The organism is Streptococcus sp. IsoGale022 (assembly GCF_031142805.1).
Taxonomy (GTDB): domain Bacteria; phylum Bacillota; class Bacilli; order Lactobacillales; family Streptococcaceae; genus Streptococcus; species Streptococcus sanguinis_A.
In genome coordinates this window covers 16,084-41,167 of record NZ_JAKZJI010000015.1, presented here as the reverse complement: position 1 = coordinate 41,167, position 25,084 = coordinate 16,084, and the positions used below count along the sequence as shown (strand labels likewise).

The following is a 25,084-nucleotide window of genomic DNA, read 5'->3' as shown; positions in this document are numbered from 1 at the left end:
TAACTTGAGTTGCTACAAATCACCTTTCAACATTTCTATTATATACTTAATTGAGGTAAAATGCAACTGATTTCATTGTTATTAACAAGTATTATGAATTCTTTCACTAACTTTCATTTCGACTTTCATTGATTTGAAAAAGCAAAGCAGTATCTTTTGAAAATGTAGAAATACAACTTACAAAATCAATCATTTCCCCTTTTTATTGAGGGGACAGTTCTCCAAAAATAGAAAAAGCACCCGCAAACGCGAGTGCCAAGGTTCAACTCAAAGCTTAAGCTTCACCCTTGTTTTTCTTAATGATTTCTTCTTGTACTGACTTAGGTACATCTTCATAGTGGTCAAATACCATCATGAAGGTACCGCGTCCTTGTGATGCTGAACGAAGAACTGTAGCATAACCGAACATTTCAGCAAGTGGAACATAGGCACGAACGATTTGGCTGTTACCATGAGCTTCCATACCATCAACACGTCCACGACGAGCTGTTACGTGACCCATAACATCACCAAGGTTTTCTTCAGGAACAGTAATTGTTACCAACATCATTGGCTCAAGGATAGCAGGCTGAGCAGTCTTAGCAGCTTCTTTCAATGCAAGTGAAGCCGCAACCTTGAAGGCTGTTTCAGATGAATCGACATCGTGGTATGAACCATCGTAAAGTTTAGCTTTCACGTCAACGATTGGGTAACCAGCAAGGACACCATTAGCCATTGACTCAACCAAACCTTTTTCTACCGCTGGAATGAATTCACGTGGAACCACACCACCGACGATAGCATTTTCAAACTCGAAGCCTTTTCCTTCTTCGTTTGGTGTGAACTCAATCCATACGTCACCGAATTGACCTTTACCACCAGATTGGCGTTTGAAGAATCCACGAGCTTGAGTAGAAGCACGGAAAGTTTCACGGTAAGATACTTGAGGAGCACCTACGTTAGCTTCAACCTTGAACTCACGACGCATGCGGTCAACAAGGACATCCAAGTGAAGCTCACCCATACCAGAGATAACTGTTTCACCAGTTTCAACGTTTGTTTCAACACGGAAAGTTGGATCTTCTTCAGCCAGTTTTTGCAGAGCAATACCCATCTTGTCTTGGTCAGCCTTAGACTTAGGCTCAACCATCAGCTGGATAACAGGCTCTGGAACGTGGATCGACTCAAGAATCACTTTTGCTTTTTCATCTGTCAATGAGTCACCAGTAGTCGTATCCTTCAAACCAATAGCAGCTGCAATATCCCCAGCATAAACGGTTTCAATTTCTTGACGACTATTGGCATGTAATTGCACAAGACGTCCGATGCGCTCACGTTTACCTTTCGAAGTGTTCATTACATAAGAACCGGATTGAAGAACACCTGAGTAAACACGGAAGAAGGTCAAACGACCTACGAATGGATCTGTTGCAATCTTGAAGGCAAGAGCTGCAAATGGCTCTTCATCAGATGCAGGACGAGTTTCTTCTTCTTCAGTGTCTGGGTTGATACCTTTGATTGCTGGGATGTCAAGTGGGCTTGGAAGGTAGTCAATAACCGCATCAAGCATCAACTGAACACCCTTGTTCTTGAAGGCTGAACCACACAATACTGGGAAGAATTCAACATTGATTGTTGCTTTACGGATAGCAGCTTTCAATTCGTCAGTTGTGATTTCTTCACCTTCAAGGTATTTCATCATCAAATCTTCATCAGTTTCAGCAACTGCTTCCACCAATTTTTCACGGTATTCTTGCGCTTGCTCAAGGTATTCAGCTGGGATATCTTCTTCCAAAATATCTGTACCAAGGTCGTTAGTATAGATTTCAGCCTTCATCTTGATCAAGTCGATAATTCCGCGGAAGTCATCTTCTGAACCAATTGGCAATTGGATTGGATGAGCGTTTGCTTGAAGACGATCATGCAGAGTGCTTACTGAGTAAAGGAAGTCAGCACCAATCTTGTCCATCTTGTTAGCAAATACGATACGAGGAACTCCGTACTCAGTTGCTTGGCGCCAAACTGTTTCAGTTTGAGGCTCAACACCTGATTGTGAGTCAAGAACGGTAACCGCACCATCCAAGACACGAAGAGAACGCTGTACTTCGATTGTAAAGTCCACGTGTCCTGGTGTGTCAATGATGTTTACACGGTGGTTGTTCCATTGAGCTGTTGTCGCAGCAGATGTGATAGTGATACCACGCTCTTGCTCTTGCTCCATCCAGTCCATTTGTGACGCACCTTCGTGAGTTTCACCGATTTTGTGGATTTTACCAGTGTAGTAAAGAATACGCTCAGTTGTTGTTGTTTTACCAGCATCGACGTGGGCCATGATACCGATATTACGAGTTTTTTCAAGTGAAAATTCGCGAGCCATTTGGTTATTTCTCCTATTAATTTATTTTACAGTTTATTATAACATTATTTAGCAAAAACGGATAGGCAGGACCTACCCGTTCTCAATGCTTATCTTGTTTTTGTTGGTCTCAACTTGTGAGATGATCAGTTGAATTATAGATAAGAGCTGACCGAGCTCAATTGAACTCGGGCTAAAAGTCTGGAGAAAAAGATGAATCTCATTGGTTGCAGTCGCAACCTGCTTCGATTCCCTATTTTCTCTGGGACTTTCTTAACGCTTTCGCATCCTATATTACCAACGGAAGTGTGCGAAGGCACGGTTAGCTTCTGCCATACGGTGAGTATCTTCGCGTTTCTTAACAGCTGCACCAGTGTTGTTAGATGCATCCAAGATTTCTTTTGCAAGGCGGTCAACCATTGTGTGCTCACCACGTTGACGAGCAATAGTTACCAACCAGCGAAGTCCAAGTGTTGTACGGCGTTCTGGACGAACTTCAACCGGAACTTGATAGTTTGAACCACCGACACGGCGAGCACGAACTTCAAGTACAGGCATGATGTTTTCCATAGCTGTTTCAAATACTTCCAACGCATCGTTTCCAGTTGCTTCTTTGATTTGGTCAAAAGCTCCGTAAACGATAGAAGCCGCTGTACCACGCTTACCATCAAGCATAACGCGGTTGATAAGACGAGTAACTAATTTTGAATTGTAAAGCGGATCTGGCAATACTTCGCGCTTAGGCGCTTGGTTTTTACGACTCATTTATCTTTCTCCCCTTTCCTTATGCTTTTGGTTTTTTAGTACCGTATTTAGAACGGCCTTGTTTACGATCAGTAACACCTGCTGTATCAAGTGCACCGCGGACGATATGATAACGTACCCCTGGAAGGTCTTTTACACGTCCACCACGAAGAAGCACCACGCTGTGCTCTTGCAGGTTGTGTCCGATACCTGGGATATAAGCTGTAACTTCAATCAAGTTGCTCAGACGTACACGGGCAAACTTACGAAGGGCAGAGTTCGGTTTCTTAGGTGTCATAGTTCCGACACGGGTTGCAACTCCACGTTTTTGTGGTGAAGATACGTTTGTTTGAACTTTTTTATGGCTGTTGTAACCAACGTTCAAAGCTGGTGATTTAGATTTTTCTACTTTTGATTTACGCGGTTTGCGAACCAATTGGTTAATTGTAGGCATCTACATTCTCCTGTATTTTTTTAATTTTGGTGATGATACACTTGGTGACAGCTACCATCTGCGTGTACTTTTGCAACATTTGTCAGCACGTCTCTGTACACTTTTGAGAGACCAAAAGTAAAAAGTACCGTCTATCATTATAGCACGACGATACTTTTCTGTCAATACATTTTTTCTACTTTAAGCTTATCTCTGCTTATTAGATTGCTGCTAACTTATTGCTGCGGCTGAGCCACTGCTTCTTCTGATACAGCAGCTGGATTTTCAGAAACAGCGGCCTGAGCTACTTCCGGATCAATCAAGACTGCTATCGCCTGAATACGGCTTTGGAATCTAGCCTTCGTCGCTGCATCCTTAACCTTCTCTGCTGCAGTCTTAGCTAGCTGCAAATCTTCCAAAGTTTGCATGGTTTCAAGCTGTTTAACTGCTTCTTCTGCGGCCTGGACTGCTTGCTCCTCTTCCTGAATTTCTTTTTCCTGCGCTTCTTTTTGAGCAGAGGATAGCTGTAGGGAAGAGCTGCTTGATGCGATGCTGGCAGCTGAACTAACTGAATTTCTGGTGGAATTAGCCTGTCCCTGCACCAAAATCATGCCAGTAATCAGAATCCCAAATAAAATCAACAATACTCCTAAACGAATCCACAGCGGACTGTGGTCAAACTTTTCTAAAACTGTTTTCATCTATAATCTCCGCCCTTTTCCCTAATCAAATATATTTCCAATTTCCACATCAATGGTATTCGCCTTGACATCAATATTGGTTACTTTCAAGAGCGATTTATAGTCTAGATAATCGCGATTGGCCTGCGCATTGTCCGCAAAGACAGCTACACCTGCCAACTCAGAGTCAAACTCAGATAAGAGGCTAATCATCCCTGTAATGGTCCCCCCACCTTTGAGGAAGTCATCCACAATCAAGACGCGACTGCCAGCCTTGAGACTGCGCTTGGACAAGAACATCTTTTCAATACGATCTCCGCTGGAGCCCGATACGTAGTTGACACTGACCGTCGATCCTTCTGTAATCTTTAAATCCCGACGAACGATGACAAAAGGTACATTAAGTACCTTGGCTACGGCATTGGCCAAAGGAACCCCCTTAGTCGCAACCGTCATGACAGCATCAATCTGTTGATCTTTAAAGCTTTTTGCAATGATCCGTCCGATATTATTCAAAATGGATGGAGTACTGAGCAGGTCCGATAGGTAAATGTAGCCCCCCGGAAGAATCCGATTACTTTCAGACAGCTGATCACAAAGACCTTGCACAATGGTCTTAGCTTCTGCATCTGAGATAGACGGGCTGAAAATGACTCCTCCACCGGCACCAGTAATCGTTTCAATGGTCCCAATTTCAATCTCTTCAAAGGCTCGCTTAATAATGACAATATCTTCTGAAATAGAAGATTTGGCAGATTCGTATTTTTCTGCAAATGTATTTAAGCTCGTTAATTCATAAGGATGGTTAATCAAATAATTAGAAATAACCACCATACGCTCACTTCTTCTTAATTTCATTTTTTCACCAATTAAAGTTATTTTATTCATTATACCATAACAGAAACAAAAAAACGAACATTCTTTTCCAAGTAATGTCCATTTTTCGTATTTTACTGTTCAAGTTTTGGTTTGTAGAAGGAACGGCCTTCAAGAGCGAATATTTTATTGCTCATTTGACCTGGATCTACAAGTCCTAATGCAGCAGTCATCATCATCATCTCCGCATCCAGATTATCAATCATGTGCAGAATTTCCGCCTCCATAATCTTAGGCCGGACAGGACTGCCGTATTCCAAGAGACCGTGGTGGCTGAGAAGCACATGCCGCAGAACAATAACCTCTTCCTTACTATCGTCAATTTTCAGCTCCATCAAGGTCTTGGTCAATTCTTCATCAATCAAAGCGATGTGCCCAATCAGATTGCCTCGCACAGTGTACTCTGTATTTTCCGGACCGCTGAGCTCAATAACCTTGGCCAGATCATGGAGCATGATCCCTGCGAATAACAAGCTTTTATTAAGCTGAGGATAAATGTCTCCGATAGCATCTGCCAGCTTGACCATAGTAGCGGTATGAAAGGCCAGACCAGACTCAAAAGCATGGTGATTGGTCTTGGCAGCTGGATAAGAATAAAACTCCTTGTCATACTTGCTATAAAGCGAGCGGACCACGCGCTGCCAGACCGAATTCTCAATCTTAAAAATCATCTGAGATAAATAATCTCGGATTTCTTTCTGGTCTACTGGCGGCTTTTCCTTGAAATCCGCTGGGTCATTGGGCTCTCCAGCCTTAGGAAGGCGCAGGGTCAGTTGATTTACCTGAGGTGTGTTATTGTAGACTTCCCGCCGGCCTTGCATGTGCACAACCTTGCCAGCAGTGAATTCTTCAACATTATGTGGCTGAGCATCCCAGAGTTTGCCCTCGATTACTCCTGTATCGTCTTGGAAAGTGAAGGCCAGATAATTTTTCCCAGCCCTTGTCTGACGGACTTCTGCTGACTTGATCAGATAGAAACCTTCAAACAGTTCATCTTTTTTCATTTGATTAATCTTCATTGTTTTCCCTTTCTTCTGAAAAATCAAGTAAATTTAAATCGAGGTCTTGGTCAGACAGCTCAATATGGCGTAAGGTTCTTTCGATAGCTCCTGTCCTACGGGTTAAGAGTTCATCAATATTGCCCGAAGCATGCTGCAAGTGTTTTTGTGCCTTGGTCAGAATGCCACCGAACTTGTTAAACTCGGATTTGACAGAACCCAGAACCTTGCTGATGTCGTCAGCACTTTTTTGGATATTGAGCGTTTTAAAGCCGACAGAGAGCGAGTTGAGCAAGGCAGACAAGGTCGATGGACCTGCCACCACAATCTGCTCCTCACGTCGCAATCTGTCAAAAAAGGCTGGATTGCGGACAACTTCCGAATAGAGACCTTCCGTTGGCAGAAACATAATTCCAAAATTGGTCGTAGCTGGTGGTGCCAGATATTTACTCTTAATATCCTTGGCAAAGCGTTTAACACTTGCTAAGAGAGACTTGCGATAGAGCTCAATCTCTTCCTTGCTACCAGACTCATAAGCATCTTCCAAACGGTAGTAATCAGCCAGAGGAAACTTAGAATCAATAGGCAGATAGACATATTCATGCTCTGTCTGTCCCGGCAGTTTAATAGCATATTCGACACGCTCACTGGAACCGGCCACCGTCACAAACTCTCGCTCATACTGACTGGCCGTCATGATGTCCTCGATAATCTGACCAAGCTGCAGCTCCCCTAGAATCCCTCGGGTCTTGGTGTTGGATAAGACCTTATTCAGTGTACCGACATCTCGAGCAACACTCTGCATTTCTCCCAGGCCGCGATTGACAGACTCCAACTGCTTAGAGACCGTTTCAAAAGAAGTCTGAAGACGAGTCTGAAGTGTCTTCTCCAGTTTTTCTTCAACAGTCTGCCGCATCTGCTCTAGACGGGTTTCATTGGACTCTTGGATTTGCCGCATACGCTCGTCAGTTTTATCCCGATTCTTGGTCAGGTTGTCACTGATTTCCAAGCGCAGCTCTGTCAAATTGCGGTGCAAATCTGTCCTGACCTCGCTCAAACGATCTCCCAGAGCTAATTCCAGCTCTTTCTGAGCCGTTTGCTTTTTCTGGCTTTCTTGCTCCAAGCGATAGTCCAACTGATCCGATAGATGATCTGCCTGATTTTCCAAGACTTGCTTTAGCGTCTCGGTCTGCTGACTAAGCTTTTGCCATAAAAGAAAGGTCAGCACTAGATTTCCCAAAAGAATGAGGATGATTATAAACTCCATATCAGCTCCTGTCTTTGCTGTAAATGACGACTGTATAGCCGCTATCAAAGTCCAAATAAATGGGCTTATCTATAAATTCGTTAGAAGCATACACTTTTTTGAAAAAAAAGTTATCTTTATTGAGCGGATATTTGGCGCCCTCAATCGTTAAGGCAGCATCATCCGACGGCAGAAAGGCTAGATAACGCATGCCAGTTACCGGCCTGATTTCATGGCGCCCCTTGGGAACATAGGTCAGCAGATTCTGTTCGTCTTCCAGAAAAATCTTCTCCATATAAGGTGCAATTTTTTCACTACTGGGTAGGAAAACATTGGCCAAGGCATGATCCAGACGGCCCCCAAAGGCGCCGAAAATGGTCAAATGGGCATCTGGATACCGTTCAAAACAAGCTAGAACAGCTAACTCCAAGTCCGTATCATCCTTTTCAGGATGGGCCTGAATGACTTCCTTGGCACTGTCTTTTATGCGCAGCAATTCTTCCTCAGTCACAGAGTCAAAATCCCCGACAGCCAAGTCAGGACAAACTCCCTGCTCAAGCAGAAAGAGACTTCCACGATCTACTCCGACCAAAACATCAAAATCTAAGCTAAAATGCTCCAAATTCCCGCCAGCAAACAGCGCAATCTTAGTCATGCAAGGCATCCCGTAAGGTCTGAACTTGATGATTGACATCACCCTTAAAGACATAGCTGCCTGCTACGAAGACATTGGCACCAGCTTCTTTAGCAATTCCAATGGTCTTATCGTCAATACCGCCATCCACTTCAATATCAAAATTCAGCTGATTGACTTCACGCAGAACGACCAGCTCACGGATCTTATCCATGGTTTCTGGCAGAAAGGCCTGACCACCAAAGCCTGGATTAACTGTCATCACAAGGACTTGATCAACCAAATTCAAAACATTTTTGACTGCTTCAACTGGTGTTCCCGGATTAATCACAACACTAGGTTTGACTCCCGCTGCCCGAATCTTCTGCAGTGCTCCATGGATATGAGGTGTCGCTTCGGCATGGATGCTGATAATATCTGCACCGGCACGAGCGAATTCTTCAATATGATGTTCAGGATTGGAAACCATCAGATGACAATCAAAGACTAGCTTGCTGTGAGGACGCATACTGGCAACAACCCCAGCCCCAAAGCTGATATTGGGTACAAAATGACCATCCATAATATCAATATGAGCATACTCAGCGCCTGTTGCTTCTAACTTTTTCAGTTCTGATTCAAAATTAGCATAGTCCGCACTTAAGATTGAAGGGGCAATTTTGAATGAAGTCATAGTTCTTCTCCTTATTTAGAATTTTTTTTGGCAACTTTTTTATAGGTCTCCCGACGATTTTCAATCTCGCTGAGAAACTGCAGGTAATTATCAAAGCGGAATGACGCTATCTGGCCGGACTCAACTGCTGGCTTGACAGCACAAGCTGGCTCGTGGGTATGAGTGCAAGTACGAAACTTACAGGACTGACTGACCTCAGCAATCTCTGGAAAAGCTTGATTGAGATCTTCAGCTGTAGTCACCTCGTAATCCAAAGACGAAAATCCTGGTGTATCGGCAATCTTCCCACCATTTAGATTGTAAAAGCTGACAGCCCGTGTCGTATGACGGCCACGGCCCAGACTTTCAGAAATCTCTCCTGTTTCAAGCTGCAGGTCTGGAGCGATTTTATTGAGCAGGGTGGACTTTCCAACCCCAGTCTGTCCCATGAAAACAGTGATTTTCCCTGTCAGCAGCGGTAATAACTCCTCAGTTGCTTTAACGACCTCATAGCCGATAGCCTGATAGGACTGTACATAGGCATCCAAGCTCTGCTCATCTTCAAGCAGGTCTAACTTGCTGATGTAGATAATAGGATGAATCCTCTTATGCTCTAAAAGCACCAGAAAGCGATCCAACAGATTGGCATTAAAATCTGGCTCTTTCGCGCTCATGATTACAACTGCCTGGTCGATATTAACAATCGGCGGCCGAACGAGGCTGTTTTTACGCTCTGCTATTTTTAAAATATAGCCTTCCGAGTCTTTTTCTGCTGAAAATTCGACTTCATCACCGACATAGGGTGTCTGCCCTTTTTTGCGAAAATTACCCCGCGCTCTGGTTTGATAAACCTGTCCGTCCGACTCTACATAATAGAAACCAGCCAGGGCCTTAATGATTTTTCCTTGCAAGATTGCTCCTTAAAAGTTAATACACTCATTATAACAAAAAATGCGAGATTTAGCTTGCTTGTTTTGCATAGAAGGCATTTCTTAAGGTTAGGTTCATTTTTCATAGAAAGCAGCTGCTTTAAAATATTTAGAATGAAACTGGCATGATAAAAGCGAACAGGCTCAAAAGAACCTGTTCGCTTTTTTATATCGAATGAGATGCTTACTGTGATTTTCAGTAAGTCACAAAACTGATTAGCTGCGTTTCGCCTTAGCCATCAGCATTCCTCCTGCGAGAAGAGCTGCTAGGAAGCCAAGAATAGTAACAAGGAGATTTTCTTCCTGACCAGTACGAGGAAGAGCTTTTCCTCCGACTTTCGGAGCTTGACCGCCTGGCTTATTAGTTGAAACCTTATCTTCAACACTCTCTTTCTTAGCAGGGATATGACTGAAGGTCAGCTGAGTACCGTTGATCTCAAGCTTGTAGCCATCTACTGGATCAGCCGCAACGCTATAGACAATTTCCTTACCGTCCTTGTACTTAGGAAGGCCGCTAAAGTCATACTGCCAACCATTTTCTCCTGACACAACCTCTTCTTTGATTGGCTTGCCATCTGCCAAGAGTCGAACAGTAATCTTAGAAGGTCGCACCTTATCTTGATTTTCAGCATCTGACCATACCGCAGTTCCCTTAACAGCAATCTGTGTTGGTTTATAGCTATTAGTCAAAGTGAAGCTGCCATCTGTTGCTTGTTCTTGGCTGCTGCTATACCCCTCAACCGTCACTTCTTCAAGGACTGTATAGTTGATTTTCTTGCCCTTCTTATTCTTAGGCAGATCTTTGGACTCAAACTTCCAGTCAGTAGCAGCTGTCACTTCCAGCTCATCTACCACCTTATCTCCGTCCAAAATCTTGACCTTGATGGATGCTGGGCGCTTGCCATCTTGATTATTAGCATCATCCCAAACCTTTTGACCAGAGACTTTAACGGTTTCTGGAGTATAGGAGTTGGTAATGGTGAATTTATCAATCTTAGTTTCATACTGAGCAACAGCATCTTCAGTAAGTGTGTAGGCAATCTCTTGACCATTTCTATATTTAGGCAGGTCTTTAGATTCAAACTTCCATCCATTAGCAGCTGTTACTTCAAGTGTATCAACAACAGTGCTTCCATCCATTACTTTAACTGTAATAGATGTTGGGCGTTTGCCGTCTTGATCGTCTGCATCATCCCAGACTTTCTGACCAGAAACTTTAACCTGCTCAGGAGTATGAGAGTTAGTGATTGTCTGACCTTCTACTTTCGGACTATAACCTTTTTCTTTCAAAGCGGCTACTGTTGCATCATCCTCTTTGACAGAGTAGGTGATCTCCTGTCCCTTGTCAAACTGAGGCAGATTGGTGAAGCTTGCTTTCCAAGTGTTAGCAGCTGTCTCATTATCAGCCGTCAAGGTTAATGTCTTACCTGCGACAGCAACTGGCTCTTTACCATTTACTGAGCTATACAGTTGCACTGTGATAGAAGCTGGACGCTTACCGTCTTGGTTATTAGCATCATCCCAGACCTTCGTAACAGCATACTCCGTACTTTGAGGAGTGTAAGAATTAGTAATGGTGAACTTATCAATCTTAGTTTGATATTCCGCAACTGCTTCTTCAGTAACAGTATAGGCAATCTCTTGACCTGCTGCATACTTAGGAAGAGCTTTAGACTCAAACTTCCAATCGTTAGCAGCTGTTACTTCCAGCTCATCTACGACAGTATCGCCATTTTTCACCTTAACCTTAACAGAAGCCGGGCGCTTGCCATCTTGGTTATCAGCGTCATCCCAGACTTTTTGACCGGAAATCTTGATCATCTCTGGAGTGTAAGAGTTGGTAACTGTGAAATCTTTGATTTCTTTAGTGTAGCCAGCCACATCATCTTCCTCGATAGAGTAATCAATCTTCTGACCATTTTCATAGACTGGCAGATTTTCAAATTTGGTTTGCCATTGATCAGCAGCGGTCACTTCCTTGCTAGCGACTTCTGTCTTGACACCGCCGACGGTCTTCATCAGCTTAATGCTAATCTTAGTTGGACGCTTGCCGTCTTGATTGTCGCTGTCATTCCAAGTCTTGCTAGCAGTGATTTCTGTCTTTTCTGGTGTATAAGAGTTAGTGATATTGTAGCCATTGAGACTGGTTGAATAACCTGGTACAGCTTCTTCCGTTACTGTATAGGTAATTCGTTGGCCATCCTTGTAGACTGGCAAGCCAGTAAAGTTGTAAGACCAGCCTTCTGCCTCTCCGACTGTTTGAGTATTGACTTTTTGACCGTCAGCTAGCAGATTAACTGTGATAGAAGCTGGACGTTTGCCATCTTGGTTATCGCCATCTTCCCAAGTCTTGCTTCCAGACACAGTCGTTGTCTCTGGAGTGTAAGAATTAGTGATGTTGTAACCATCTACTTTACTAGTATAACCTGGTACAGCTTCCTCACTTACGGTATAAGTGATTTCTTGACCTGCTGCATACTTAGGCAGAGCCTTCGACTCATACTTCCATTCGTTAGCAGAAGTCACATTTTGCTCATCAACAACCGTATCACCATTCAGAATTTTAACCTTAACAGAAGCTGGACGCTTACCATCTTGGTTTTCCGCATCATCCCAGACTTTCTGACCAGAAATCTTGACCGTTTCTGGAGTGTAAGAGTTGGTGATGTTGTAGCCGTCCACCTTGCTCGTGTATCCTGAGACAGCTTCTTCGCTTACAGTGTAGGCAATTTCTTGGCCAGCTGCATATTTAGGAAGAGGATTGGATTCATATTTCCAACCGTTGGCAGCCGTCACTTCCTGTACATCGACAATATCTTGGCCTTTCAAGATCTTGACTCTAACAGCATTTGGACGCTTGCCGTCTTGGTTTTCCGCATCATCCCACTTCTTTTGACCGGAAATCTTGATGGTTTCTGGCTTGTAAGTGTTGGTCACCACAAAGCCGTCAGCAGCATTGCCAGTTACCTGAGATTGATAGTGAGGGACCGCGTCTTCTTCCAGAGAGTAAACGACTTCTTGTCCTTCTTCATACTTGTTCAAGTTAGTAAACTCAGTTGACCACTGATCAGCTTCGGTCAGAGTTCGATTCGCAACTTCTGATTTCTGACCACCAACTTCTTTATAAAGTTTTACAACAACATTGGCAGGACGTTTGCCGTCTTGATTTTCAGCGTCATCCCATTTCTTGCTAGCTTTGATAGCGATTTTCTCTGGCGTACGACTATTGGTAACAGTGAGATTTTCCTGATTTACTTCTGGAGCATCATATCCATCAAGCTGATCTTCACCGATTGTATAGGTGATTTTTTGACCGCTTGCATCAAAGATTGGTAAATCAGTTGTCTGAGCTGTCCACTCTGCATCTGTACTTCCACCAGTTACGGTCACTGTCTTATCAGCTAACTTTTGACCGTTAGCGTAGACATCTACAGCAATAGAAGCCGGACGCTTGCCATCCTGATTGTTTTCATCTTTCCAAACTTTCCTGACTGTCAGCTTTTTGCTGGCATTTGAATCCACCGTATTCTTGACTGTCTTAACCGCTCCATCAGCCTTGATAGTCACTTTCATCGGATTGCTGTCCAGTACATAGCCTTCCGGAGCTGTTACTTCTTCTACTGTGAATTGACCTTTCTTGATTTCTTCACTTGAAAAAGGCTGTGTAGAAACCCGACCGTTAGCATCTGTCGGCGGCAGAGTAATCTCTTCACCGCTAGGAGTTGTCACCTTAAAGACAGCACCTTCCAGCATTTTGCCAGTCTTAGAATCTTGCTTGTAGAGAACCAGACTGTTGCTGATATCCGCTGTAATGACACCGCCTTCTGTAATCCGGCTACTACGCTCTACTGTAGAACTCGTCTGACCAGGACGGTCATCTCTGAATGGCAGTTTTTCATTATCAACTTCCATCTCAGCCGTATTCGACACCAAAGAACCATCAGCTGGTGAAGTTGTCATATAGCTCAACATAAAGGCATGGTTGTCTGGATTAAGAATTGTCAGAGTAAATTCAGTATAGGTCTCATTATAAGTAACCGTATAATCTTGGCCCTCTTTTAAGATAACTGAATTTGCGATACTAGACAAGCTTGTTGTATAAACTCCCCGACGCAGAACAAATTGCTCTGGAACGAATTGCATTGGCGCGCTGCTATCAGGAATGGTGTCCTTGATAACAATTGGAGAGTTGTAAGTCTTTTGCTGAGTATTGATACGCACAGTCCAGTTGTGTGAGTAGTCACCGCTCTTGCCAAGAATAGTCGAATTATATGGCTTCTTCGCAATAACTCCTCCTATTTTGGCATAGTTTTCTCCCTCTGTTGAAAAATTGCTCTGTTTGCGCTCGTTAATGGTTACCTTATGACTCATTGATCCTTGAGTTTCCTCAGGATTGTAATTCCAATCCTGTTGAGCGCCTACTGTTGTCGCCTGAAAATCAAAGAAGAAGCTTCCTCTTACTCCACTGGCAGTCGTTTTCAATCTATAATCCGCCAAATTTTGAAGTGTAACCGTAATGACACCGCCTTTAGCAGAACCATTCGATGTCATCTTAGCAGCTCCAAGAGCAACCTGCGTTTCCTGATCTATCAGATTAAAGGTCGTCCCATTAGCAATGGTTGCACCGTTTGGTACTGTAAAGGTAAAGGTATCCCCATCCTTTAGGCGATTATCGTAAGCAGATAAATCAAAGACTAACTCATAACGATAATTTCCCCCTTGAACCAAATTGTAAGCACCGTTAACCTTGGTTGCTTCGCGGCCATTAGAATGGTCCCAGATTTTAATATCTGTGATTGCATTCTTCAAAGCATCAGCTTGAGCAGTTACTTTAAACAGCTTCAAATCCAGCAAAAACAGAAGGGGCAGCATCAAAAACAGCAGCCATCTTTTCAGTTTCATAACATTCTCCTTTTTATTTCATTACCTAAATAAGCAGTTAATTTTATTGTAACAAATACTTACTATAATGGCAATATTATAGAACTATTTTAGTAAAGAAAAAATAGAGGCTTTTTCGTAGTATGAAAAAATTTCACATTCTCTATTGGCATTTTCACAAAAATAAGTTATAATAGAATCTCAAGCGGAGGTGGTGGAACGGCAGACACGCATGCTTCAGGCGCATGTGCCCGTACGGGTGTGAGGGTTCAAATCCCTTCCTCCGCATAAAAAGCAATCCTATCATGATTGATAGGATTTTTTGTTATTATGAAGCAGAATTACACTGCAGAGAAAAGACAGAAATTTCACTTTCATATGTACCTCATTAGCAAAATAGAAGAACAGCTATACAGAGCGGATCTTCTATTTTTTTATAATCCCTCAGACTTCAAAGCGTCTGCCAAGCGAGCAAATTCTTCTAAACTCAGAGCTTCTCCCCGAACACTTGGAGATAAGTCAGCTCGTTCTAAGGCTGCTGACAGTTTGCCTTTAGTCTCCTCTGACTTCCCAAAATAACTGGTTAGGTTATTCCAGAGAGTCTTCCGGCGGTGGACAAAGCTGGCCTTGGAGACCTTGAAAAAGAATTTCTCGTCCTGTACCGCAACTGCAGGCTGGTCTCTGCGCACCATCTTGAGAATAGCTGAATCCACATTTGGCGCTGGCACAAAGACTGTCCTCGGCACGATAAAGGCAACCTTGGCCGTCATGTAATACTGGACCGCAATCGACAAACTACCATAGGCCTTGGTATTCGGCTGAGCCGAAATCCGATCCGCTACTTCTCTCTGCATCATCACGACAAACTCACTAAAAGGAATCCCGCTCTCAATCAAATGCATAAGAATCGGCGTCGTGATGTAGTAGGGCAAGTTTGCCACTACCTTGATAGGTAGGTCTGGATTCTTAAACTCTGCTATGTACTGGGCCAAATCAACCTTGAGAATATCCTGATTAACCACTGTCACATTGTCAAAATCGCGCAGAGTATCCGCCAAAATCGGCACTAGCCGATCATCAATCTCAAAGGCCATGACCTCCGCGGCACTTTCCGCCAAAAATTCTGTCAAAGCCCCAATACCGGGCCCAATCTCGATGACATTGACCTTTTTGTCAATCTCAGCTGTGTCCACAATCTTCTGGAGGATGTTGGTATCCGTCAGAAAATTCTGACCGAAAGATTTTTTAAAGGTGAAACCGTGACGCTCCAGAATGGCACGGGTCACACTATGGTCTGCAATACGCATCTTTTCTCTTTTCTAATTCTTTATTCATTATTTTTTAAGGAGGTCATTTGCCCTAGCAAGGTGTAAAGTTTTTTCTGCTCTTCTGCCTCGTAAGCAAATGCATTAGCCTTAACTTCTTTGCATTTCTCGTCATACAAAAAGCCATCATAGCCATCTTCTGTAGATAAAGCTATATAGACTTTCGCCATTTTTTCAGGACTAATCGAAAATCTAGACTTAATTTTATAAAGATTTTTCATAAAAGCGCTGAGGTGATCATAGCGGCGCATATCTACTTTGACATTGGTCACACGGATCGCCTGAACCTTGATACCTTTCCAATGTTTCCGCATATAAAGTGACAGCATCAACAAGGCCAGCTTATTCTGATAATAGATCTTAGCAGGACTGTAATGTTTTTGACCGGATAAATTTTCAAAATCAAGCTTCATGAAAGGATAAAGCACCAGCCCTTGGGAAGAAATATTAATAATCCGACCACTTTCTGACTTTTCCAACAAACCTTTCAACAGGATAGAAAGCAAGAAAGGGGCGACAACATTGGTCGCAAATTGCTTTTCCAATCCATCTTTGGTTATCACAGGACTTTTGATTGATAAATCAAAATCAGCCGCATTGTTAATTAAAACATCTAAATTCTCTTCTTTTTGGATATACTGTTCTACCGCTTTCCTGACACTTTTCATATCAGATAAATCAACCAAGATATAATCTACATGCAGATTTCCTGTTTGTTGACGGATTTTCTCACAGGCTTGCTCAGCAGCTTCTTTTCGCCGGCAAAATAGGGTCACTGACCACCCCTTTTCAGCTAACTGTTTAGCAGCCTGGTAGCCAATACCACTATTGCCACCCGTAATAATTACTTTTTTCATTTCTTACTCCGTTAGTCTGAATATTTGAGCATGGTTTCTTCCACTTCCGCCAAGGTCACTCCAAACAATTCCAAGCGTTTGAGTAGCTGCTTGCCGTTAGAATAGCCGATACGGAGCTCCTCACCCAGATACTCTCGACGCTGTCGGCTATCGCTTCTCATAATCAGACCTAGTCGCACAAGATCGCTTTTGCTAATATCAAAATTATCTTCATCGTCAAAATATCCGACCAGCCCAGCCAATGCCTGCTGCAAATCCTCAAATGAAGCGTGCTCTACTCCAAGCGACTTACCTTTGCTCTTAGACTTGGGAGCCGCCTCGTCACGGCGGAGAAAGGCATGCTGAGCAGTTGGCACTGCCTCCATAATCATTCGACGGATACGCTCACCGTTGTAGTCTGGATCGGTAAAGACAATAACCCCACGCAGCTGGTGCAGTTTCGCTATCCGCTCTAGGTCTTCTTCATTGATAGCGGAACCTCTCGTCTCGTAAGTGTCAACTTGGTAAAATCGCTGAAGATTAGCTGTATCATCCTTGCCCTCGACAACGATTACCTGAGGGATTTTTATCTTCTCAGTCAAGCCCAAACACCTTCTTTGCATTGGCATAGGTCGCTTGCGCTACTTCTTCGACAGTCAGCCCACGAAGCTCAGCAATTTTCTCTACAACATAGCGGGTGTAGGCTGTTTTGTTTTCTCGGCCACGCTTGGGAACAGGCGCCAAGTAAGGTGCATCAGTCTCGATGAGGATTTTGTCCAAAGGCAGGCTCCGCGCAGCCTCCTGAATATCCGTCGCTTTCTTAAAAGTAACCACTCCAGAAAAGGAAATCATCATCCCTAGCTCGATAAAGCGCTCTGCCATTTCCAAAGAGCCAGAATAAGAGTGCATAATACCGCCTCGAGGACCAACTCCCTCACTCTTGATAATCTCATAAGTATCTTCCAAGGCATCACGTGTGTGAACGACAAAGGGTAGATTCAGCTTTTTAGAGAGCTGGATTTGGCGGCGAAATACCCGCTCCTGAACATCCTTGGGCGCAGTCATCCAGTGATAGTCCAGCCCAATCTCGCCCAAAGCCAGCACCTTGGGGTGACGAAGCTTGTCCAGCAGATAGGCTTCCACCGCCTCATCATAAGTCCCAGCCTCAGTCGGATGCCAGCCAATCGTAGCATAAAGCTGATCATAGCTGTCTGCCAACTCCAAAGCGCGCTCAATAGTCGGTCGGTCAAAACCGACAATATTTATTTTGCTGACGCCCATTTCAGAGGCCAACTGGAGCTCCTCTGCCTCTCGACCAGCAAATTCTTCCACATTTAAATGCGTATGTGTATCAAAAATCTTCATGGTTTACTTCCTTGTATTTCCTGTCCTTTATTATACCAAAAATGACCTGAAAAATCAGAAGTCTCTTCAAAGCAGAAAAAATAAGATAGCTGCCATTCAACAGCTATCCGAATCCATCTTCAAGTTCTCCATTGGAATAATTAAGTAGAAAGACAGTGCTAGCATTAACACAAGCGGGAGGAGAATATAAATAATTCCCATGCTGCTGGCAAGAGCTATTAACAGCATGGATAAAACACTCGGAACAGCCATGCTAAATAGATTAATAGCTGACTGGATGGCCCCCATGGACTCTTCTGGAATCATACTGAATACAGATTTCTGCAATCTTGGACTTAGCAGACCGACTACAACAGCACAAGCAAAGCTTGCTATCAGTACAAGTAAAAAGTTTTGCCAGAAAAAACCGCAAAGAATAAAGCCCTCAAATACTAAGCTTGCATACATAGCAAGCTTAGTAGAAAGTTTTTTCAGCAAACTGCCACTCAAAATGTTCCCTAAGATCAGACCAGCGGAACTTAGAACAATTAACACGGCAATGGACTGACCGATCTGCAAATTCCAAAAAGGCCTTTTCAGCAATAAAAGAGTCGCTACTGGCGTCAGAATGTTCAGAGTGACTTGCCCAAAGGTTGAAACCAATAACAACCTCACAACGTTTTTCAATCCCAGTAAGACCTTAAGAGAATCCAATAAATGCTGCCAATAATTCTCTTTATTTAGCTCCTTGGCACTGCTGAGCTCCGGTTCTAAGTCCTGTAAACTTTTACTAATATGCCAAAAACCAAGGTAAGCTAGCAAGAATGTCAGAGCATTCAGACCTGCCAAAGCTCCAATACTCATCCAAGCAATGAGAAAACCGCCAGCTAGATTCCCCAAAATATGAACCAGACTCATACTAGCCTGCCGAAAGCCCATAGCAGAGGTCATATCTTGCTCAATAACCTTTACATAAACCGGCGTCAGCATGGCACCTGAAAAATAACTCAGACTATCCGACAGAAAGTTAATCAAGCAAATCACAAGCAGAGTCAAGAAAGAGAAATCTTGTCCAAGCAGCAAAAATGTTACCAAGCTATATAAGAGTACCTTACTAAACTGTATAAGCAGGTATTTATGGATACGATTCTTCTGAAAGTCCGCCGCAACTCCAGTAAAAACTTGAATTAACTGAGGTAGCGTTTCAGAAAGAGAAATCAATAAAACCGCAAGTGGAGCAAAGGAATAGGCGGAAACATAGTTCATCAAAGCCAAATAAAAAACAATGTCTCCAAAACCTGAAATCCATTGATTGATGAGCAACTGGCGAAAATTTTTGTTTTTTGCAAAAACAATCATACGACATCTCCTTTACTCTTGTTAGATTTTTGTTTAACAAATCATAACAATAAATTAGTCTATTGTCAAACTTTTGTTAGATTATTGCTTTACAAAAAGAAGGCCTAGAATAAATCCAGGTCTTCTGAAACTATTTTAGGTCCTGTTTGAACTTCTCTATAATCTTTCGAATCAGTTCTTTATTGACCGTGTATTTAACAGAATCATCATCCACCACAAGCTCCAGCAAGCCAGAATTTAGCAGCTTCTGCGTATGGAATGAGATAGAGGCTCTTGTAAGCCCCAGTTTTTTAGCTATATCTTTATTCTTGGCATGCGGCTGAATCAATTCAATCAAGACTTTATAGCGGGTTTCATCACCAAGAGTTTTTAAGGTTAGAGCAAATGTTTCATCGTTAAGCTCCGATTCCGCCTTTGATAACTGGGAACTTCTCGTCGAAAGGACTAAAGAATAGGAAGTGAAATCAGGGACCTTTTCGAGAAAAGAGTCAATAAACATGGGTGACAGAACAAAGACTTGTGTGTCTTTTTCAAGAAGCTTGGCATTCTGCTCATCATCATTCATCACATCAGATAGGCTAAATTCTTGTTCAAAAGCTAGAACTTCCTTCTCAAACTGCTCATAAATAGGCTGATAGAGCTCGAACACTCTTTCCAGCAAGGAAACTAATTGGTCCCGAAGCTTCTCTGGATGCTGAATAGCTTGGTAGCAGTACCATTTATTTTCTGGAGACTTGTCACTATTCTCTATAAAAGCCAGCAGATCTTCAGGATGTCCCTTGGTGACTTCCCCTTTAGAAAGCTTAAGTGATAAACAATAGATGATTTGCTCTGCGTCTAGTTTTTTCAAACATTCTAACAAGTCATGCGGATTGGCCGGATCTTCTCCTTTTTCTAGCAAGTAGAGGTAGAGGAGCGGAGCCAGTCCCACCGTAGCTCCTTCAAACAAACTAACCGCAACAAGCTCCTTTTTCAAAGGAAGTAAATCCTGATAGAGCTTATCATAATGCGGCTGTACATCAAGAAGCAGCTCCTTTTGATTCTGCCGTAAATCCATCCACATATGTTTATCATCCCTTGAAACGATGGCAGGCACCATGAGAAATTCATATAACTTACTACGATAATGAACAAGCTTTACACCCACAAGCTCTTCCCTCCTTACATACAGATACTCCGCTTCTAACCAAAAAGAGTATACAATTCCTGTTTTTCATTATATCAAAAATCAAGCAAAATATTCATCCCCTTCTGCTCTGTTCATCTCCAGACAAGAAATCCATCTCTATAAAATAAGAGATTTTTAGAAAATTTCATCTAGTTCTTAAGACTGATTTTATCTTTTCTCGATAGTTTTTTATTGATTATCGATAAAATACGTGTTATAGTTACTAAGAAATGAAACGTTAGTTGGAGGAAATTATGACGGACAAAATGAAAAAGACTGCTGAAGATATGAGCATTACTCTTACAAAAATCAGTATCAGCCTTTTATTTATTGCTTCCATTATCCTGATAGCCCTAGGACCTTGGGTCGTCAATCTAGTTATCGAATTTCCCTCTCCTTTCTTTCAAGGGGAGACGCGCTTTTGGATCTTGCTGCTGCTCGGCTATGTCCTCGGTTGCCTGGCTCTAGCCTGCATTGTCCATCTCTATCGACTCCTTAGCCGTATCGGTAAAAATCAGGTTTTTATCACACAAAATGTTCAGTACATGCGCTATCTTGGCTGGGAAGTCGGCACTGTCGCTCTTATCTCCCTCTTCATGGGACTGACAGCCTATCTGCCCATGCTCTTAGTCACTGTTTCCTGTAGCATCTTGACGCTGATTATCCGTGTCATCCGCAATGCCTTTGGCAAGGCCATTGAGCTGCAGGATCAAGTGGATTACACTATTTAGGAGGTCTTATGATTCAGATAAATTTAGACCTTGTCATGGCGCAAAAGCGCATCAGTGCTGGCCGTTTAGCAGAGTTGATTGATCTAACACCAGCCAATCTATCTATCCTAAAAAATAATCGAGCCAAGGCTGTCCGCTTTTCAACACTCAACGCTCTCTGCCGTGAACTAGACTGTCAACCCGGCGATATTTTGGAGTATATCCCTGACGATGAGGAGGAGAAATAATTATGGAATATCCAGCACAAGAACAGATGAATGTCCAGCCTTGTCTGCCCGCAGAAGCAGAACGACAGACCATCTTCACAGGCCTAGAGGACAGGCAACTGCGATTCTTTAAAATCAGCTATCTGATTCTCTATCTCTTAACTTACTTTTACTCTGCTGTATTTTTTAATTATCAAACTGCACCCTTTTTCCCTTTTGCAATTGGTCTTATATTGTTAAGCGAAACCCTAATCAGGAAATTGGCCTATCCATCTCTGCAGATGAAAAATCTTGACAGCAGGTTAGAGGCTAGAAGCTTTCTGATTATGACGCTAGCTCAGGCCCTCGCTTTAAGTATCTGGGGACTTCATCGCCAGCTAGAATTTTTCCAATTTCTAGCCATCCACATCTCATTCGCCTTCTACATTCTGTCCCGCACCGGCTGGTTAAGTCAGGGGCGTTTGGGGATTCTAGTCTGGTTTGATGCCATTCAAGCCTTCTGCATCCTGCCCTTTAAAAACTTCATTGCTGCCATTCTAGTCTTTATAGAAGGTAAGCAGCAGGACTCTTCTGACAGCTCTGACAGTATATCTTCAAAGAAAGCCCAACAGCTCGCTATTATTGTCAGCAGCTTCTTTGTCGCGGGAATCTTGGTCTACTTTGTCTGGTCCCAGCTGAGTCAGGTTTCAGACAGCTTTGCCTCTTTCTTCAGCAATACCGCTGATTTCATTGAGAATCTACTTGACTCGCTCTTTTCAAGTCTTGATAGCAGCATGATTCTCTTCAAGGCCTGCCTGGCTGTCCCTGTTAGTCTCTACTTGTATGGGCTCCTTGCCGGCAGTCTGTTAGGCAAAAAAGATACTAAACTAAGCTACAAAAAATTTCAAGCAAGCATCTGCCCTTTGCGAGTAGCCCCTGCTTTGGCAGCCTACATTATCATCGGTAGCCTCTGTCTGACCTATGCTGTCTTCTTCCTGACAGGTCTGGGTGAGCTCGGTCAGCTCCTGAGCGCCGGAACAGTCGCTCAAGCTATTTCTCCACAGAATGCTTCGACTGTTGCTGTAGCTGGCTTCTGGCAGCTGGTTCGGGTCTCTATCCTTAACTTTGCAGTTCTAGGTGTCTTCTATCTGATTGCCAAAAAGCCACTCTGGGACTATAAAGGGACGCGATTCGCAGCTACTATCCTCTTTATCTTTACGGGTCTGCTGGCCTTGCTAGCTGGCTGGAAATTATTTGGCATCTACATCTACCTTTACGGACCAACACCGCTGCGCTTGATTTCAGCATGGTTTATCCTAGTACTCTTAGTTTGGTGCCTACTGACCCTGATTCGTTTCTACAAACCTATCCAAGCCATTCGCATTGGCATCTTTTACGCCCTGATAAGCTTTACCTTGCTCTGCTATCTTTATCCAATACTTTTACCAGCAGGATAAGGAGCAATGGATCTTAACGACATTCAAAAACCAGAAAGTAGATTATGAACCGCACCCCAAAAGTTAGACACAAAAAATCTAACTTTTGGGGTGTTTTTTAAATGAAATTAACTTATGAGGACAAAGTTCAAATCTATGAACTCAGAAAAAAAGGACAAAACTGCTACCACTTATCAAGTACTGAACTTCGTTCTATAGAGTCCTCTCGTTAAAAGCGCAAAAAAACCAGCGGTCTCGAGTCTCCGCTGGTTTTTTGATAAATCGTTTGGATTAAGCAGCCAAAACTTTGCGTCCTTTACGACGGCGAGCTGCCAATACACGACGACCGTTTTTAGTTGACATACGGTGGCGGAAACCATGTTTACGCGCACGACGGATTTTACTTGGTTGATAAGTACGTTTCACGATGAATACCTCCTCTTAGATTCTTGTATTCGTTTAGCCGGCTAGTTGTGATCAGTTACTAAACATACTTTACTATTCTATATGATTCCAAGACTTTTGTCAATACTTACTTAAATAACTTTCTCTTTGTAAACGTAATCATAAAGTCCGAGTCGCTTCATAAAAGGGAATCAAGGCTGTCATGGCCTCCTGAAGCTGGGACAGTACCTGCTCTCTTGAAACAGCCTGAGAAAGAGGAATATCGTATTTGACCAAGACCTTACGAACTTGTCCAACCGTCAGCTGCTGATTAAGGAACTGGCGATTTTCCTCTCTGCCTTCAAAGCGCTGACTCACACCATCTATCTGAGCAAAATAGTAAGCTGGTGGCTGAATAGGTAGCTCCAATACCCGATTTTGCTTGCTGAGGCTGTGCTCATCTTTCTTGCGCTCCATGAAGCTCACCTCCAGCGACACTCCAAAATCTTCTGCAGTTCCATACAAGCGCAGAGCAAACATTGGCTCAGTAATTTCTCCATAGCCTTTAAGATAATTCCAAAAATGGGGCCGCAGTATCTGTGCCTGATTCATCCACTGGCTGGTTCGCTCCAAGGTCAGCTTAGGATAGAGGCTCTGAAAATCCTTGACCAGGTCTGCAAACTCCTTGCGTGCCGCCTGCCCCTTAGCTCTCAACTCCAACATAGACTCACGCAGCTGCCCTGCCTTGTCTGGAGATATATACTTAGCCCCTTGATGAGGCAGATAACTTTCAATAGCTGGAAAAAGTGACATAAAAATCCTTTCTATATGCAAAAACCAGCATCTCTGCTGGCTTTCTTTTTATTCGCTGTCAATATCCACAACGACATAGCGGTTTGGCTCGTCACCTTCGGAATAGCTAGTCACGCCATCGATGCGAGAGATGATGCGGTGGATAATTTTACGCTCGCTGTTAGACATAGGGTCTGTGTGCTGACCGCGTCGGTCTTCCAAAGCCCGCTGAGCCAGTTTCTGCGCATAGCTTTGCAGCACTTCTGCCCGATGCTCAACATAGTCATTGACATTAATGGAAATATAAAAGCTCTTAGAGTATCGGTTATAAAGATAGTTTTGCGCTAATAGCTGCAGAGCTTTCAAGACTTTTCCGTGGTAGCCAATCACGCGCCCCGGTTCATTGGTATCAATCTGCATGTTGATAGTTCGGCGGTTGTGGCTGCTGGAAATGCCCGCTTCAACATCCATCTCATCAACAATTTTCTGAACATAGTTCGTTACGTTTTCAACTACTTCTTCAATATCATAGTCTGCTTCAACTTGGATGCCTAAGTCAGCAAACGAGCTTTCTTCTGTTTCTGTCGGCTCAGTCTTGTCTTTAGCTGCTTGTTCAAAAGAGATAACCTTACTATCGTCCGCTTCTGCTTGAGCAACTGCCTCATCAATAGCTTGGTTGGTCTTGAGAAGATCAATAGTGCCAGTCTCTTCTAAAATCGTATTGGCTTGCTTGTCATTTTTGAGAATTTCAGCCTTGACCTCATCTGAGATAACTTCGCCTTCTCCTTCGACCTTCTTGATGGCAGCTACCACACGGCCCAAATCAACCGTCGCTTCACTGACAGACTGCACAGGCTCATTCTGAGCGTTAATCTCTTCGGGAACACCTTTTACAGCCTTTTGATTGGCCTTGACAACTGTCGTCTCAGCAATCGGCTCGACATCCACCTGAGCTGGCTTCTTGCCAAACAGACCTAAAAAGCCTTTTTTCTCACGTGAAATAACAGTGATATGCGCTCTCATCCGTGGAATATCCAACGTTTTCAAACCATTTTGAATGGCTTCTTCAACACTTGCTCCTGTAAAAATAACCATTGCAAGAGTCCTCCTTCTTAC

The 25,084-nt window shown here is 43.2% G+C and carries 22 protein-coding genes, 1 tRNA gene and 1 pseudogene; 4 read left to right on the top strand and 20 right to left on the bottom strand.

All coding sequences use genetic code 11. The features are described from left to right. Window positions 1–274: 274 nt before the first annotated feature. From fusA to RG608_RS08375, 11 genes are all read right to left on the bottom strand, one after another. Complete coding sequence (gene fusA / locus RG608_RS08425; RefSeq protein ID WP_002902195.1) at window positions 275–2,356, bottom strand: elongation factor G; 2,082 nt, start codon at window positions 2,354–2,356, stop codon at window positions 275–277. A gap of 273 nt (window positions 2,357–2,629) precedes the next feature. Then, window positions 2,630–3,100 (bottom strand): 30S ribosomal protein S7, encoded by a 471-nt coding sequence (rpsG, locus tag RG608_RS08420; protein WP_002893865.1) that lies wholly within the window; start codon window positions 3,098–3,100, stop codon window positions 2,630–2,632. 19 nt (window positions 3,101–3,119) lie between these two features. After that, complete coding sequence (rpsL, locus tag RG608_RS08415) at window positions 3,120–3,533, bottom strand: 30S ribosomal protein S12 (RefSeq protein ID WP_002893867.1); 414 nt, start codon at window positions 3,531–3,533, stop codon at window positions 3,120–3,122. A gap of 215 nt (window positions 3,534–3,748) precedes the next feature. After that, window positions 3,749–4,213 (bottom strand): hypothetical protein, encoded by a 465-nt coding sequence (locus RG608_RS08410; protein WP_268686807.1) that lies wholly within the window; start codon window positions 4,211–4,213, stop codon window positions 3,749–3,751. Between the two features lie 21 nt (window positions 4,214–4,234). Beyond that, window positions 4,235–5,050: a pur operon repressor gene (gene purR / locus RG608_RS08405; protein ID WP_268686806.1), complete on the bottom strand. Its 816-nt coding sequence runs from the start codon at window positions 5,048–5,050 to the stop codon at window positions 4,235–4,237. Window positions 5,051–5,142: 92 nt separating this feature from the next. Then, entirely contained in the window at window positions 5,143–6,087 is a 945-nt protein-coding gene (locus RG608_RS08400) for a 3'-5' exoribonuclease YhaM family protein (protein ID WP_061595329.1), read from the bottom strand. Then, on the bottom strand, window positions 6,077–7,333 hold the full coding sequence (gene rmuC, locus RG608_RS08395) for a DNA recombination protein RmuC (RefSeq protein WP_268686805.1): 1,257 nt from the start codon (window positions 7,331–7,333) through the stop codon (window positions 6,077–6,079). The genes RG608_RS08400 and rmuC overlap by 11 nt, the downstream gene beginning before the upstream one ends. 1 nt (window position 7,334) lies before the next feature. Next, window positions 7,335–7,967: a thiamine diphosphokinase gene (locus RG608_RS08390; protein ID WP_268686804.1), complete on the bottom strand. Its 633-nt coding sequence runs from the start codon at window positions 7,965–7,967 to the stop codon at window positions 7,335–7,337. After that, the gene (rpe, locus tag RG608_RS08385) at window positions 7,960–8,619 is read right to left on the bottom strand and encodes a ribulose-phosphate 3-epimerase (protein WP_002893879.1); all 660 of its coding nucleotides are present in this window, start codon (window positions 8,617–8,619) and stop codon (window positions 7,960–7,962) included. The genes RG608_RS08390 and rpe overlap by 8 nt, the downstream gene beginning before the upstream one ends. An 11-nt stretch (window positions 8,620–8,630) precedes the next feature. After that, window positions 8,631–9,509: a ribosome small subunit-dependent GTPase A gene (rsgA, locus tag RG608_RS08380; RefSeq protein WP_268686803.1), complete on the bottom strand. Its 879-nt coding sequence runs from the start codon at window positions 9,507–9,509 to the stop codon at window positions 8,631–8,633. Between the two features lie 234 nt (window positions 9,510–9,743). Further along, entirely contained in the window at window positions 9,744–14,429 is a 4,686-nt protein-coding gene (locus RG608_RS08375; RefSeq protein ID WP_308946830.1) for a Cna B-type domain-containing protein, read from the bottom strand. Between the two features lie 184 nt (window positions 14,430–14,613). Here RG608_RS08375 and RG608_RS08370 point away from each other — a divergent pair. Beyond that, a tRNA-Leu gene (locus RG608_RS08370) sits at window positions 14,614–14,696 on the top strand. A gap of 146 nt (window positions 14,697–14,842) precedes the next feature. On the opposite strand, the gene rsmA is transcribed toward RG608_RS08370, so the two are convergent. From rsmA to RG608_RS08340, 6 genes and pseudogenes are all read right to left on the bottom strand, one after another. After that, a complete protein-coding gene (gene rsmA / locus RG608_RS08365) occupies window positions 14,843–15,715 on the bottom strand; it encodes a 16S rRNA (adenine(1518)-N(6)/adenine(1519)-N(6))-dimethyltransferase RsmA (protein ID WP_002928046.1) in 873 nt (290 codons plus the stop codon). A 20-nt stretch (window positions 15,716–15,735) separates the two neighbouring features. Continuing rightward, window positions 15,736–16,590: an SDR family NAD(P)-dependent oxidoreductase gene (locus tag RG608_RS08360; protein WP_268686801.1), complete on the bottom strand. Its 855-nt coding sequence runs from the start codon at window positions 16,588–16,590 to the stop codon at window positions 15,736–15,738. 11 nt (window positions 16,591–16,601) lie between these two features. After that, window positions 16,602–17,192 (bottom strand): ribonuclease M5, encoded by a 591-nt coding sequence (gene rnmV / locus RG608_RS08355; RefSeq protein WP_308946834.1) that lies wholly within the window; start codon window positions 17,190–17,192, stop codon window positions 16,602–16,604. Further along, window positions 17,164–17,934 carry a TatD family hydrolase gene (locus RG608_RS08350; protein WP_268686800.1) on the bottom strand — a complete coding sequence of 257 codons (771 nt, stop codon included), beginning with the start codon at window positions 17,932–17,934 and terminating at the stop codon, window positions 17,164–17,166. The genes rnmV and RG608_RS08350 overlap by 29 nt, the downstream gene beginning before the upstream one ends. Before the next feature lie 96 nt (window positions 17,935–18,030). Continuing rightward, on the bottom strand, window positions 18,031–19,272 hold the full coding sequence (locus RG608_RS08345) for an MFS transporter (RefSeq protein WP_268686799.1): 1,242 nt from the start codon (window positions 19,270–19,272) through the stop codon (window positions 18,031–18,033). A gap of 130 nt (window positions 19,273–19,402) precedes the next feature. Continuing rightward, window positions 19,403–20,489: pseudogene (locus RG608_RS08340) on the bottom strand (ArsR/SmtB family transcription factor). 205 nt (window positions 20,490–20,694) lie between these two features. On the opposite strand from RG608_RS08340, the gene RG608_RS08335 reads away from it, so the two are divergent. The 3 genes from RG608_RS08335 to RG608_RS08325 are packed head-to-tail and all read left to right on the top strand — an operon-like array spanning window position 20,695 to window position 22,813. Then, window positions 20,695–21,171: a DUF2975 domain-containing protein gene (locus tag RG608_RS08335; RefSeq protein ID WP_002917772.1), complete on the top strand. Its 477-nt coding sequence runs from the start codon at window positions 20,695–20,697 to the stop codon at window positions 21,169–21,171. An 8-nt stretch (window positions 21,172–21,179) separates the two neighbouring features. Beyond that, window positions 21,180–21,398, top strand: a complete 219-nt coding sequence (locus tag RG608_RS08330) for a helix-turn-helix transcriptional regulator (RefSeq protein ID WP_002899126.1) — start codon at window positions 21,180–21,182, stop codon at window positions 21,396–21,398. Window positions 21,399–21,400: 2 nt separating this feature from the next. After that, window positions 21,401–22,813: a DUF4153 domain-containing protein gene (locus RG608_RS08325; RefSeq protein ID WP_268686798.1), complete on the top strand. Its 1,413-nt coding sequence runs from the start codon at window positions 21,401–21,403 to the stop codon at window positions 22,811–22,813. 270 nt (window positions 22,814–23,083) lie between these two features. On the opposite strand, the gene rpmH is transcribed toward RG608_RS08325, so the two are convergent. The 3 genes from rpmH to jag form a co-directional block, all read right to left on the bottom strand. Continuing rightward, window positions 23,084–23,218 carry a 50S ribosomal protein L34 gene (gene rpmH, locus RG608_RS08320; RefSeq protein ID WP_002893904.1) on the bottom strand — a complete coding sequence of 45 codons (135 nt, stop codon included), beginning with the start codon at window positions 23,216–23,218 and terminating at the stop codon, window positions 23,084–23,086. A gap of 138 nt (window positions 23,219–23,356) precedes the next feature. Then, on the bottom strand, window positions 23,357–23,989 hold the full coding sequence (locus RG608_RS08315; RefSeq protein ID WP_268686797.1) for an HI_0552 family protein: 633 nt from the start codon (window positions 23,987–23,989) through the stop codon (window positions 23,357–23,359). A gap of 48 nt (window positions 23,990–24,037) precedes the next feature. Next, complete coding sequence (gene jag / locus RG608_RS08310; RefSeq protein WP_268686796.1) at window positions 24,038–25,063, bottom strand: RNA-binding cell elongation regulator Jag/EloR; 1,026 nt, start codon at window positions 25,061–25,063, stop codon at window positions 24,038–24,040. Between the last annotated feature and the right edge of the window lie 21 nt (window positions 25,064–25,084).

Bases quoted from the DNA above. Each gene is read 5' to 3' on its own strand.
- fusA (WP_002902195.1), bottom strand. From the start codon at position 2,356: ATGGCTCGCGAATTTTCACTTGAAAAAACTCGTAATATCGGTATCATG.
- rpsG (WP_002893865.1), bottom strand. From the start codon at position 3,100: ATGAGTCGTAAAAACCAAGCGCCTAAGCGCGAAGTATTGCCAGATCCG.
- rpsL (WP_002893867.1), bottom strand. From the start codon at position 3,533: ATGCCTACAATTAACCAATTGGTTCGCAAACCGCGTAAATCAAAAGTA.
- RG608_RS08410 (WP_268686807.1), bottom strand. From the start codon at position 4,213: ATGAAAACAGTTTTAGAAAAGTTTGACCACAGTCCGCTGTGGATTCGT.
- purR (WP_268686806.1), bottom strand. From the start codon at position 5,050: ATGAAATTAAGAAGAAGTGAGCGTATGGTGGTTATTTCTAATTATTTG.
- RG608_RS08400 (WP_061595329.1), bottom strand. From the start codon at position 6,087: ATGAAGATTAATCAAATGAAAAAAGATGAACTGTTTGAAGGTTTCTAT.
- rmuC (WP_268686805.1), bottom strand. From the start codon at position 7,333: ATGGAGTTTATAATCATCCTCATTCTTTTGGGAAATCTAGTGCTGACC.
- RG608_RS08390 (WP_268686804.1), bottom strand. From the start codon at position 7,967: ATGACTAAGATTGCGCTGTTTGCTGGCGGGAATTTGGAGCATTTTAGC.
- rpe (WP_002893879.1), bottom strand. From the start codon at position 8,619: ATGACTTCATTCAAAATTGCCCCTTCAATCTTAAGTGCGGACTATGCT.
- RG608_RS08375 (WP_308946830.1), bottom strand. From the start codon at position 14,429: ATGAAACTGAAAAGATGGCTGCTGTTTTTGATGCTGCCCCTTCTGTTT.
- rsmA (WP_002928046.1), bottom strand. From the start codon at position 15,715: ATGCGTATTGCAGACCATAGTGTGACCCGTGCCATTCTGGAGCGTCAC.
- RG608_RS08360 (WP_268686801.1), bottom strand. From the start codon at position 16,590: ATGAAAAAAGTAATTATTACGGGTGGCAATAGTGGTATTGGCTACCAG.
- rnmV (WP_308946834.1), bottom strand. From the start codon at position 17,192: ATGCAAAGAAGGTGTTTGGGCTTGACTGAGAAGATAAAAATCCCTCAG.
- RG608_RS08350 (WP_268686800.1), bottom strand. From the start codon at position 17,934: ATGAAGATTTTTGATACACATACGCATTTAAATGTGGAAGAATTTGCT.
- RG608_RS08345 (WP_268686799.1), bottom strand. From the start codon at position 19,272: ATGATTGTTTTTGCAAAAAACAAAAATTTTCGCCAGTTGCTCATCAAT.
- RG608_RS08335 (WP_002917772.1), top strand. From the start codon at position 20,695: ATGACGGACAAAATGAAAAAGACTGCTGAAGATATGAGCATTACTCTT.
- RG608_RS08330 (WP_002899126.1), top strand. From the start codon at position 21,180: ATGATTCAGATAAATTTAGACCTTGTCATGGCGCAAAAGCGCATCAGT.
- RG608_RS08325 (WP_268686798.1), top strand. From the start codon at position 21,401: ATGGAATATCCAGCACAAGAACAGATGAATGTCCAGCCTTGTCTGCCC.
- RG608_RS08315 (WP_268686797.1), bottom strand. From the start codon at position 23,989: ATGTCACTTTTTCCAGCTATTGAAAGTTATCTGCCTCATCAAGGGGCT.
- jag (WP_268686796.1), bottom strand. From the start codon at position 25,063: ATGGTTATTTTTACAGGAGCAAGTGTTGAAGAAGCCATTCAAAATGGT.